Source organism: Thioalkalivibrio sp. ALE30 (assembly GCF_000377465.1).
Taxonomy (GTDB): Bacteria; Pseudomonadota; Gammaproteobacteria; order Ectothiorhodospirales; family Ectothiorhodospiraceae; genus Thioalkalivibrio.
In genome coordinates, this window is the sequence record NZ_KB898172.1 from 208119 (window position 1) to 220321 (window position 12203).

Here is a 12203-nt window from a genome sequence, read left to right on the forward strand (position 1 = left end):
GTCGTCAGTGCGGCGTGATCCTCACGCTCTGCTCAGTCGGCCGCCGCCAGCAGGCTGGCGTTGCCGCCGGCGGCCGTCGTATCAATGCACAGGTGGCGCTCCACCACAAAGCGTTCGGGCGCGATCAGGGCGGTTTCCAGCGCAATAATCGGCCCGTCCCGCTGTGCCAGCACCTGGCGCAGCGCTCGGGTCCAGTCGCTCGCGCCGGCCGCGGCCACCGCGACCAGCCCCTCCAGCGCGGCCAGCGCGTCCGGTTCCAGCGCGCCATCGATCCCGACCAGCGGCACGCCCTCCCCGCGCAGCGCGCGCGCCGCACGCTCGGCCCCCGGTGCCAGCATGATCACGGGGCAGCCCGCCCCCAGCGCCTGCACCGCCTGCGCCAGCGCGATCTCCGCACCCGGCCCCAGGCACAGCACCGGGCCGCGGGGATACAGGCGCAGACGATTGCTCTCGCCGGTCGGGCCCGGCAGCGTCTGCGGGCTGGTGTCGAAGGCCGCGGTCTCCGCCAGGGCCTTGCGCAGCAGCCCCGTGCGCTCGGGCAGCGCCTCGCGCAGTACGTGCATGCGGTCGGTACGCTCGGCCCAGCCGCTCGCGTCCAGGGCATCCAGGGCCTGTTGCAGGCGCTGCGGGGCCACCCATTCCGCCTGCGCGCCCGCCTCCGGCGGGTCCGGCCGCTCCGCGGCAATGGACGTGCGACGGGCAAAGCGCGTCAGGTACAGCGGCCCGCCCGCCTTCGGCCCGGTGCCGGAGAGCCCCTCGCCGCCGAACGGCTGCGAGCCGACGATGGCGCCGATCTGGTTGCGATTGACGTACTGGTTGCCCACACGCAGGCGTTCCACCACCTGCTGCACGCGGTCGTCGATGCGGGTATGCAGACCGAAGGTCAGGCCATAGCCGCGGGCGTTGATGGCATCCACCACCGCATCCAGCTCGCGGGCCCGAAAGCGCGCCACGTGCAGCACCGGCCCGAACACTTCGCGCTCCAGCTCGCCGATCCCGGACAACCGGACGATGGACGGTGCGACAAAGCGACCGTTCTCCGGCACCAGCAGGGACTTCAGCAGCCGCCCCTGCTCCTCCTGCGTCCGCAGGTAGTCGCGGATATCCGCCTGCGCCTCGGCATCGATCACCGGCGAGACGTCTGTCGCCAGCTGCCAGGGATCGCCGATGCTCAGCGCGTCCATCGCGCCCTGCAGCATCTCCAGCAGGCGGTCGTAGGCCTCGTCCTGCACGTAGAGCATGCGCAGTGCCGAGCAACGCTGCCCGGCGGACTGGAAGGCGGAGGCCAGGATGTCGCGCACCGCCTGCTCGGTCAGCGCGGAGCTATCCACGATCATCGCGTTCAACCCGCCGGTCTCCGCGATCAGGACCGCACCCGGCCCGGCGTTGTCCGCCAGGCTGCGGTGAATCCGCTGCGCGACCTCGGTGGAACCGGTAAAGCAGACCCCGGCAATGCGCGGGTCGGCGGTCAGCGGCCCGCCCACCGTCGGGCCATCGCCCGGCAGCAGCTGCAGGGCCGACTGCGGGAGACCGGCGGCGCGCATCAGCTCCACCGCGCGGGCGGCGATCAGCGGGGTCTGCTCGGCCGGTTTGGCAACCACGGTATTGCCCATGGCCAGGGCCGCGGCGACCTGCCCGGTGAAGATCGCCAGGGGGAAATTCCAGGGACTGATGCAGACGAACACGCCGCGTGGCTCCAGCTCCGCCTCCTGCCCCAGGCGTTCGGCCTCGCCCGCGTAGTAGCGCAGGAAATCGGCCGCCTCGCGCACCTCGGCAATGCCGTCCCAGACGGTCTTGCCGGCCTCGCGATTGGCCAGTGCGATCAGTTCCGGGGCATGTTCCTCGTAGCAGTCCGCGATCGCCCGCAGCAGATCGGCGCGCGCCGTCACCGGGTGCGCTGACCAATCGACAAACCCGGACAGGGCCGTCCCCAGCGCCTGTTCGACCTCCGCCGCCGTGGCCTCGCGGACCTCGCCGACCACGGCACCGGGATCGGAGGGGGAGACCGCAACGCGCGGCGCGCCCTGCGCCGCGTGACCTTCCACCAGCATGGGTACGGCCTGCCACTGCGTCTGCGCGAACGCCTCGCGCGCGGCCAGCAGCGGCAGGATGGAGGCCGGCTCGTTGACGCGGTACCCGCGCGAGTTCTGTCGCTGTGGCCGGTAGAGATCGACCGGGTCACGGATGGCCGGGTTGGCCACGGCGTCGCCCAGCGCGTCCAGGTCGGCGATGGGATCGCGCGCGATCTCCGCGGGCGGGATGCTGCTGTCCACCACCTGGTTGACGAACGAGCTGTTGGCGCCATTCTCCAGCAGGCGCCGCACCAGATAGGCCAGCAGGTCGCGGTGCGCCCCCACCGGCGCGTAGATGCGGCAGCGGGTGCCGGCCGTCGCCTTGACGATCGCGTGCACCGATTCCCCCATGCCGTGCAGACGCTGGAATTCGAAGCCGTTACGGGCGTCGCCGGCCATCGCCAGCACCGCCGCGCAGGTGTGCGCATTGTGGGTAGCAAACTGCGGGTAGATGCGGTCGCGCCGGTCCAGCAGCATCTGCGCACAGGCGATGTAGCTGACATCCGTGTTGACCTTGCGGGTGAAGACCGGGAAGCGTTCCACGCCCAGCTCCTGGGCCTGCTTGATCTCGGTATCCCAGTAGGCGCCCTTGACCAGACGCACCATGATGCGCCGGTCCAGCCGCTGCGCCAGCGCATACAGCGCCTCGATCACCGGGGCCGCGCGGCGGCCGTAGGCCTGTACGACCACGCCAAAGCCGTCCCAGCCCTCCAGCTCCGGGTCCGCCAGCAGGGCCTCGATCACGTCCAGCGACAGGTCCAGACGGTCCTGCTCCTCGGCGTCGATATTGAACCCGATGCCGGCGCGCGCGGCCTGACGCGCCAGCTCCTGCGCCCGCGGCACCAGCTCCGCCATGACCGTCGCGCGCTGGGTGTACTCGTAGCGCGGGTGCAGCGCGGAGAGCTTGACCGAGATGCCGGGGCTGGAGCGCACGTCGCCTTGCGCCTGGTTCGCGATCTCGGCGATCGCCGTGGCATAGGCCTGGTGATAGCGGCGGGCATCGGCATCGGTGCGCGCGGCCTCGCCCAGCATGTCGTAGGAATAGGTGTAGCCCTCGCGTTCCCTCTCGCGGGCATTGCGCATGCCCTGGGCGATGGTCTCGCCAAGCACGAACTGGCGACCGAGCAGCTTCATCGACTGCGCGACGGCCGTGCGCACCAGCGGCTCGCCGACGCGCCGGATCAGGCCGCGCAGCGCGGCGGCCGGGCGCTGCGGATCGTCGTTCAGCACCTTGCCGGTGAGCATCAGCGCCCAGGTGGAGGTATTCACCAGCGGGGACGACGAGTGCCCGAGGTGAGCCGCCCAGTCGGAGGGCTCGATCTTGTCCTGGATCAGCTCGTCGATGGTCTCGGCATCCGGCACCCGCAGCAGCGCCTCCGCCAGGCACATCAGGCCGACTCCCTCCTCGGTGGACAGGCCGTACTCGGCCAGGAAGCTCTCCATCATCGACGGCGTGGTCTCGGCGCGTACCCGCTCGACGATGCGCGCGGCCTCCGCCGCGATGCGGGCGCGGGCCTCGGCATCCATCCGGATGCCGCCGCGCAACTCCCGCAATACGGCCGCCTCGTCGGCCGTGTAGGCCTCACGGATGCGGGCGCGGTGGGGATCGGACGCCGGGTCGCGTGTCGGGTGCGGGCGGGTGTGGGGCTGCGTCATCGGCCTGCTCCTGCGGTGCCGGGGTTGGCTCGACCGGGCGCCGGCCTCTGACTGGAAGCATAGACGGGCGCGTCCGGGGTCCTCGGGACCTCAGGTTCACAGATGCCCCGTCTTCACGTAGATCAGAGTCTCCTGTTCCACCCAGGGATTGTGCTGGCTCAGGTGCGGGCTGCGAATCCACGTGCCGGCGGGGTAACGCCCGTGCTCGTCGATGAATTCACCGGACAGCACCAGGATTTCCTCCCCGCCCCAGTGCCGATGGGGCTGGAAATGTTCGCCGGCCGGCCAGTGCACCAGTGCGGTGTGTTCGGTCTCGAAGCTGTGCAGATGCAGGACCCGCAGCCCGCCGATGCCCGGCTGGAACGGCGCCGAAAGGGTATCCACCACCACCTTGTCGCGGTCCTCCGGGGCGAACTGCTCGAGCTTCACGAACAATGTGCAGCCGGGGTCCGAGTGCGGCGCGTGGCGGGAACCGGGCGGGTTGCGCAGGTAGGTGCCAGCGGGATAGTCCCCGGCCTCGTCAGAGAACACGCCGTCGAGTACCAGGATCTCTTCGCCCAGTGCATGGGTGTGCGACGGGAAGCGGGCTCCGGGCTGGAACTGCACGACGCTGGTGGCGCGGCCTGCTTCCGCCAGCTCGCGTTCCAGCGGCTTGCGCACCACGCCTTCGGCGCGGCTGCCGCTCCACGACATGGCGGCCGTCTCCACCACCACCGGCTGCTGCAGATCCAGATTCAGGGCTTCCATCGCGCGCTCCGTTCATCTCCCCAGTCGAACACGCGACCCGCTGTTAGTTCCTGGACAGGGAGAGCAGGCCCTCAGTGGTGGTGCCCTTCGCGCCCCGGATGATGACCGTGATGGTCGTGATGGCTGCCCCCGGAATGCGCCCCTGGCGAGCCACCGGACTCGCTCCCGGACTCACCCTGATAGCCGCGGGCCCGTTGATAGCGCGCCTTCTGCTCCGCGTCGAGCAGCGCGTCCATCTCCAGGTGGTAGGACAGATGCACGTGGCGCAGGCGGCCACGCAGCTCGCCGATCTCGACGGTCAGCGATTCGATGGTCGCGCTGCTGATACCGCCCTCCGCGAAGCGCGCATCCAGTTCCCGCTCCCGCTCCACGATGCGCCGGCCGAGATCACGCGCTTGCTCCCGCATCGCCGCGAACAGGCGCTCGGTCTCGCGCCGCTGCTCGGGCGTCAGTTCCAGCGAGTCGGCCACCTCCAGCACATGCATCGGCCCCGGATAGCCATGCAGTTCGGCCGGCAGCGCCATGCCCATACCCCGCCCTTCCAGCAAATCCTCGGTCTCCTGCGCGGAGAGTGCCTTGATCTCGCGTGCCTGCAATTCGGAGTACGGATTGGCCGCAACCGGCGCCGCAACGGCCAGGGCAATCCCCACAACCAGCCACCCGGAAAAGCGGAATATACGATGCATGATGGAACCCTCGACGGTGAAAAGTGTTCGCATTGTAGATCGCTGGCGATCTCGGGGCGCGGGATCACTACGGGACGTCTAGACTCCAGAGCGGCACCCAGAACAACCAAAACAGAAAGGACGCGACATGCTGATTATCGGACTGATTGTGGTCGTTGCCGCGCTGGTGTTCGCCACGGCGAAACTGCGCGTGCACCCGTTCCTGGCCCTGCTGATCGCCGCCTTCGTGATGGCGATCATCGGCGGCATCGCCCCGCGCGAGGCCATCAGCGTCATCAACGACGGCTTCGGCAGCACCCTGGGCTATATCGGTATCGTGATTGCGCTGGGCACGATCATCGGGGTCATCCTCGACCGCACCGGTGCCGCCGTGGTCATGGCAGAGGCAATCATCCGTACGCTGTCCGACCGCTTCCCCACCCTGACGGTCTCGATCATCGGCTACATCGTGTCCATCCCGGTGTTCTGCGACTCGGGCTACGTGATCCTGAACTCGCTGAAGAATGCCCTGGCCAAGACCGCCGGCATCTCGGTGGTCGCCATGAGTGTCGCGCTGGCCACCGGCCTGTTCGCCACCCACAACTTCGTGCCACCCACCCCCGGCCCGATCGCGGCCGCCAGCAATGTCGGCATCGCCGATGCGCTGGGCCTGGTGATTCTGGTCGGCCTGTTCGTGTCCGCGGTGGCGGCCGCCGTTGGCTGGCTGTGGGCCAGCCGCTACGCGAAGGCCAACGACGACGAGCTGCTGGAACCGGACCCGATCAGCGAAGCGACTGGTCAGGAGATCGAGAAGGAAGAGATCAAGCTGGAGCATCGCCCGACGACCCTGGGCGCCTTCATGCCCATCCTGGCGCCGATCGTACTGATCTCCATCGGCTCGGTGGCCGCGCTGGCCACCCGCGATAGCGACCCCGGCATGCTCGCCGCGGCCCTGATCTTCCTCGGCACCCCGGTGGTGGCGCTGGCGATCGGCGTGATCTTCGCGCTGCTGCTGATCAAGGGGGCCGGCATCAAGGACCGCTTCCACCAGATGACGGTGGACGCGATCCTGCTGGCCGCGCCGATCATCCTGATCACCGGCGCGGGCGGCGCCTTCGGCAACGTGCTGCGCGAGACCCCGATCGGCGATCAGCTGGGCGACCTGCTGAGCGGGCTGGGCCTGGGCCTGCTGGTGCCGTTCCTGATCGCGGCCGCACTGAAATCCGCGCAGGGCTCGTCCACCGTGGCACTGGTCACCGCGTCCAGCATGATCGCGCCGATGCTGGCCTCGCTGGGCCTGGATTCCACCATGGGCATGGTCCTGGCGGTGATGGCCGTGGGTGCCGGGGCAATGACCGTCTCGCACGCGAATGACAGCTTCTTCTGGGTGGTCACCCAGTTCAGCCGCATGAAGGTGTCCACCGCGTACAAGGCGTTCACCACCGCTACGCTGCTGCAGGGCATCAGCGCAATGATCACCATCTACATCCTGGGGCTGATCTTTGTCTAGGGGGACGCTGACCAATCGGCACGCTCGCGTTGGTACCCCCCTGTTTCCCGAGACAAGGCGCATCGTGCAGCGGGTAGTGGTTCTACCCGCAAGCGGCGCAACGCAGCATCGGGGAACAGGGGGCACCAACCCCGAACGGGCTCGGCCGATTCTGCGCGCTGACGGCGTTGCAGCTCGCTCATGTAGCTCGGCTACACTTTACTCACCGCGCCTTGTCAGCGCGCAGAGTCGACTCGAGCGCGAACGTGCCGATTAGTCCGCGTCCCTCTGGGCATTTCCGGGTCATCGTCTGCCCGGACAGCTACAAGGGAAGCCTCGAAGCCGAGGACGTGGCGGCCGCCATGGCCCGGGGCGTGCACGCGGCCCGCCCGGCTGCCCGGGTACGCGCCCTGCCCATGGCCGACGGTGGCGAGGGCACGGCCCGCCTGGTCAGCCATACCCTCGGCTGGGCCTGGCACCTGTCCGACGTGACCGGCCCCACCGGCAACCACTTGAGCGCTGGCTGGGGCTGCGATCATCGCGAGCGGCGCGCGGTGATCGATGTCGCCTCTGCCTGCGGCCTGGACCGGATCCCCGACGATCGCCACGACCCCTGGCAGCTCCACAGCTTCGGGGTCGGCGAACTGATGCTGGCCGCCCTGGACGCGGGCGCCGAACACCTGCTGATCGGTCTCGGCGGCAGCGGCACGGTGGACGGCGGCGCGGGCATGCTGGCCGCGCTGGGCGTGCGTTTCCTCGATGCGCAAGGGCAGCGCCTGCCGCCCCACCCCGCGGGCCTCGCGGATCTACAACGGGTGGACTTCGACACACTGGACCCGCGCCTGGCCCGCGTCGACATCACCGTCCTGAACGACGTCGACAACCCGCTGACCGGGCCGCATGGCGCGGCGGCCGTGTTCGGACCGCAAAAGGGCCTGAAGACCGCGGACATCCCGGCCATGGATGCCCACATGGAGCGCCTGGCCGCCGCCATCGAGGCCACGGGGCAGTTGCAGCGGCCCGTCGACACCCCGGGGGCGGGCGCCGCCGGCGGGCTCGGCTTCGCGCTGGACTGCGTCCTCGGCGGTCGCGCTCGCATGGGGGCCGGCTACCTGGCCGAGCTTATCGGACTGGATGCCGCGCTGCGGGAGGCCGACCTGGTCATCACTGGCGAGGGCCAGCTCGACGGCCAAACCTCGCACGGCAAGGTCGTCGCCGAGGTGGTACGCCGCGCCCGCGAGCAGCAGGTGCCGGTCGTGGCGGTGGCCGGCTCCATCGCCTGCGACCCGGCCGAGCTGGCCGCCTTTGGCCTGAGCGATGCCCGTGCCCTGTGCGATGGCAGCATCACCCTGGACGAGGCTCTGGCCCACCCCGCGCGCTACATCGCCGAGCGTACCCGCACTCTGGTCGAGGCCCGTCACCCGACAGATTCACCATCCGGACCGGACTGAACATCATCCCACTGAACGCGCTCGTACGTGATGACGTTGAGCTGAGAGGCCGGGCGCCTGACGTCAGACGGCGACGTCGGCCAGGTGGCCCTTGCCTTCCAGCCAGGCGCGGCGTTCGGAGGCGCGCTTCTTGCCGAGCAGCATGTCCATCAGTTGCTGGGTGTCGTCGGCGGCGTCCAGCGTGAGCTGCACCAGGCGCCGGGTGTCCGGGTTCATGGTGGTTTCGCGCAGCTGTAGCGGGTTCATCTCGCCGAGGCCCTTGAAGCGGGTCACGGAGACCTTGCCCTTCATCTTCTCCGCCTCGATGCGTTCCAGCACGCCGGCCTTCTCGTCGTCGTCCAGCGCGTAAAAGGTCTGCTTGCCGACGTCCACGCGATAAAGCGGCGGCATCGCGATGTAGATATGCCCGCGCTCCACCAGCGGGCGGAAGTGCTTCAGGAACAGCGCGCACAGAAGGGTGGCGATGTGCGCGCCGTCGGAGTCCGCATCGGCCAGGATGCAGACCTTGCCGTAGCGCAGCCCGTCGAGGCTGGCCTGCCCCGGGTCCACGCCCAGGGCCACGGAGATGTCATGGATCTCCTGGGAACCCAGCACCTGATCGGGATCGACCTCCCAGGCATTCAGGATCTTGCCGCGCAGCGGCATGATCGCCTGAAAGTCGCGGTCGCGCGCCTGCTTGGCGGAGCCGCCGGCCGAGTCGCCCTCGACCAGGAACAGCTCGGTGCGCTCCAGGTCCTGGCTGGCGCAGTCGGCCAGCTTGCCCGGCAGGGTCGGCCCCTGAGTGACCTTCTTGCGCACCACCTTGCGCCCGGCACGGCTGCGCTTCTGCGCGTTCTGGATCGCCAGCTCGGCGATACGCTCGCCCTGCTGCGGGTGCTGGTTCAGCCACAGGCTGAAGGCATCCTTGACCACGCCGGAGACAAACGGCGCGGCCTGGCGCGAGGACAGGCGTTCCTTGGTCTGCCCGGCAAACTGCGGGTCCTGCATCTTGAACGACAGCACGCTGGAGACCCGCTCCCAGACATCCTCCGGCGCCAGCTTGATCCCGCGCGGCAGCAGGCTGCGGAACTCGCAGAACTCGCGCACGGCATCCGTCAGACCGGTGCGCAGGCCGTTCACGTGCGTGCCACCCTGAGTCGTCGGGATCAGGTTTACGTAGCTTTCGCTGACCACCTCGCCGCCCTCTGGCAGCCAGGTGACCGCCCAGTCGGCAGCCTCGGTGGCCCCGGAGACCGAGCCCATGAATGGCTCCTCCGGCACACGATCGAGGCCATCCAGGGCCTCCACCAGATAGTCGCGCAGCCCCGCCTGATAGCACCACTCGCAGGCCTCGCCGGTGGTCTCGTCGCGGAACGTGACCGTCAGGCCCGGGCACAGCACGGCCTTGGCGCGCAGGATGTGCTTGAGCTTTGGCACCGAGAACTTCGCCGAATCGAAGTACTGCGGGTCCGGCCAGAAATGCAGTGTGGTGCCGGTATTGCGCTTGCCGACCTCCCCCACCGCCTCCAGGTCCTGGGTCTTGTGGCCGCCGGCGAAGGCCATACGGTACTCGCGCCCGTCGCGCTTGATCTGCACCTCGAGCTGCTGCGACAGCGCATTGACCACCGAGACGCCCACCCCGTGCAGACCCCCGGAGAACTGGTAGTTCTTGTCGGAAAACTTCCCGCCCGCATGCAGCGTGGAGAGGATCACCTCGACCCCCGGGCGGTTCTCGCGCGGGTGCAGATCCACCGGCATGCCGCGGCCGTCATCCGACACTGAGACCGAGTCGTCCTTGTGCAGGACCACGTCGATCCGCTTCGCGTGGCCGCTGATCGCCTCGTCCACCGAGTTGTCGATCACCTCCTGGGCGAGGTGGTTCGGGCGAGTGGTGTCGGTATACATGCCCGGGCGCTTGCGCACCGGGTCCAGCCCCTCGAGGACCTCGATATCGGATGCGGAATAGCTCACACAGGAACCCCTTTATTGATCATGCCCTTTGCCGAACCCGGCCTTCTGAACAGGCACCGTCATTGCGAGGAGCGAAGCGACGAAGCAACCCCTCAACGCAAGCCCCGACGTCCGCGCCTGCCGGCGCCGGGGCCACACGCATGGATCGCCACAGCGCTGCGCGCCCCGCGATGACGAGGGTGGCGGGTTTCGTTACCGGCGTGTCCCCTCGTCCCGGACTGTGCGCAGCGTACCAAAGCCCGCGGGGGAAAGGCTGCTTGCAATCCCGGGGCCGATCCCAACAATGCAGGACAGATTCCGTATCCCCGTCTTCACAGGAGGTTTCCGATGGAAGAAGCCGCGAGCATCACTGGCAACGACATCCTCGACGTGACCCAGGAGGATTTCCAGCAGGCCGTGCTGGACGAATCCCACAAGCGCCCGGTCGTGGTGGATTTCTGGGCCGCCTGGTGCGGGCCCTGCCAGCAGCTGATGCCGCTGCTGCAGCAACTGGCCGCGCAGTACGCCGGCAAGTTCCGCCTGGCCAAGGTCAACAGCGACGAGCAGCAGGCCCTGGCGCAGCAGTACGGTGTGCGCAGCCTGCCCACGGTGATGATCTTCCGTCACGGCAAGCCGGTGGACCAGTTCATGGGCGTGCAGCCGGAGCCGAACATCCGCGCGATGATCGACCAGTACCTGGAGAAGCCCTCCGACAAGCTGATCGAGAAGGCCCGCGAACAGGCCCAGGCCGGAGACACAGACGCCGCCCTCGCCACGCTGCGCGCGGCGCTGGAAGAGGACCCGGACAACGGCGACCTGCGCATCGAGCTGGCCCGCGCGCTCGCCCAGGCCGGCGACCCGGAAGCCGCCGAGGCCGAGCTCGGCAAGCTCCCGCTGGACCAGAGCGAAAAGGAAGAGGCGAAGGCCCTGCGTGCCCGCCTGGTATTCGCCAAGACGGCCGCCGGCATCGACCCGCAGGCGCTGGCACAGGAGCTGCAGGAAGGCGATCCGCGCCCCGAGGCACTGGAGCAGATGGCCGCCTACGCGATGCTGTCCGGCCGCGCCGAGGAGGCGCTGGGGCTGTACCTGCAACTGATGAAACAGCACCGCTCCTACAACGACGGGGCCGGCCAGAAGGGCCTGCTGGCCGCGTTCGAGGTCCTCGGCAACGATCACCCGCTGGTCGGTCAGTTCCGCCGGCAGATGGCCTCGCTGCTGTACTGACCGGGCTCCGATTGCCGTCACAGCATCCTTGCAGACGGCTAAGACTTCGACGTCGCCCCGTCGGCCAGAGGGCTGGCCTCCTGCAGCACGCGGCAAGCCCCACGTAGGAGCCGAGCCCCCTCGGCGATTGGCGCGGGGATTCGCGAGCAGGCTCGCTCCCACAAAGGGGCCCTTCCCGGGTGGGTCGAGCCGGGCCGCTGGCTGCGGCCCGGTCGACGTCCGGATCAGTTGCTGCCGAGGATGCGCTCGATCACGGCCTGCGGTTCCTGGTAACCGGAGAGCTGCTGGCCACCCTCGGTGATCAGCGCCGGGGTGCCGCGCAGGCCGAGCTGCTGCCCCATGGCCATGTGCTGATCCTGCGGCGTGGCGCAGCTGCCGTCGATATCGCTCAGCTTGTCGCCTTCCTTGGCCCGGTCCATCGCCTCTTCGCGATCCTCCGCGCACCAGATACGGTCCATGATCTCCGGGGAATCACGTCCCAGCACCGGGAACATCAGGTAACGCACCTTGATCCCGGCCGACAGATACTCCGGCAGGTCCTGATGGATCTCGCGGCAGTAGGGGCAGTTCGGATCGGTGAAGATGTTCAGCACGCCCCGGGTCTCTCCGTTCGGCGAGTAGGTCACCAACTCACTGTCGTCAATGGCGGCGAACATGTCCGCGCGCACGCCGCTGAGCGCGGACTGGGTCAGGTTTTCGCGGGTCTCCAGGTCGACCATGTTGCCCTGGATCAGATAGCGCCCGTCCTCGGAGACATAGAGGATATCGGTGCCGTAACGGACCTCAAAGACACCTTCCATCGGCGTCTCGCGGATGCTGTCGATCTCGGTATCCGGGATGACCCGGGCCATGTATTCCTCGATGGCCTCGGTGGCCATGAGCGGGGTACTGATGACGGCCAGGGCCGCAGCAAGGGGAAGAGCACGTTTCAGGGACATGGATTCTCTCGTGTCGATACAAAAAAGCGGCG

General features: G+C 68.7%; 8 protein-coding genes. 3 read left to right on the forward strand and 5 right to left on the reverse strand.

What is annotated here, in order from left to right; genetic code table 11:
- Positions 1-32: 32 nt before the first annotated feature.
- From putA to D107_RS0108815, 3 genes are all read right to left on the reverse strand, one after another.
- Entirely contained in the window at positions 33-3728 is a 3696-nt protein-coding gene (gene putA, locus D107_RS0108805; protein WP_018881284.1) for a bifunctional proline dehydrogenase/L-glutamate gamma-semialdehyde dehydrogenase PutA, read from the reverse strand.
- A 96-nt stretch (positions 3729-3824) separates the two neighbouring features.
- The gene (locus D107_RS0108810; protein ID WP_018881285.1) at positions 3825-4475 is read right to left on the reverse strand and encodes a cupin domain-containing protein; all 651 of its coding nucleotides are present in this window, start codon (positions 4473-4475) and stop codon (positions 3825-3827) included.
- Between the two features lie 71 nt (positions 4476-4546).
- Positions 4547-5194 (reverse strand): Spy/CpxP family protein refolding chaperone, encoded by a 648-nt coding sequence (locus tag D107_RS0108815; protein ID WP_018881286.1) that lies wholly within the window; start codon positions 5192-5194, stop codon positions 4547-4549.
- Positions 5195-5288: 94 nt separating this feature from the next.
- Here D107_RS0108815 and D107_RS0108820 point away from each other — a divergent pair, with 94 nt between their 5' ends.
- A complete protein-coding gene (locus D107_RS0108820) occupies positions 5289-6650 on the forward strand; it encodes a GntP family permease (protein ID WP_018865726.1) in 1362 nt (453 codons plus the stop codon).
- A 284-nt stretch (positions 6651-6934) separates the two neighbouring features.
- Positions 6935-8080, forward strand: a complete 1146-nt coding sequence (locus D107_RS0108825; protein ID WP_231373777.1) for a glycerate kinase — start codon at positions 6935-6937, stop codon at positions 8078-8080.
- Between the two features lie 63 nt (positions 8081-8143).
- Here D107_RS0108825 and parE read toward each other — a convergent pair whose 3' ends face one another.
- Positions 8144-10030, reverse strand: coding sequence for a DNA topoisomerase IV subunit B (gene parE, locus D107_RS0108830; protein ID WP_018881288.1), 1887 nt, complete (start codon positions 10028-10030; stop codon positions 8144-8146).
- A gap of 327 nt (positions 10031-10357) precedes the next feature.
- Here parE and trxA point away from each other — a divergent pair, with 327 nt between their 5' ends.
- The gene (trxA, locus tag D107_RS0108835; RefSeq protein ID WP_018865720.1) at positions 10358-11233 is read left to right on the forward strand and encodes a thioredoxin; all 876 of its coding nucleotides are present in this window, start codon (positions 10358-10360) and stop codon (positions 11231-11233) included.
- Positions 11234-11457: 224 nt separating this feature from the next.
- On the opposite strand, the gene D107_RS0108840 is transcribed toward trxA, so the two are convergent.
- Positions 11458-12171 carry a DsbC family protein gene (locus D107_RS0108840; RefSeq protein WP_018881289.1) on the reverse strand — a complete coding sequence of 238 codons (714 nt, stop codon included), beginning with the start codon at positions 12169-12171 and terminating at the stop codon, positions 11458-11460.
- Positions 12172-12203 lie beyond the last annotated feature (32 nt).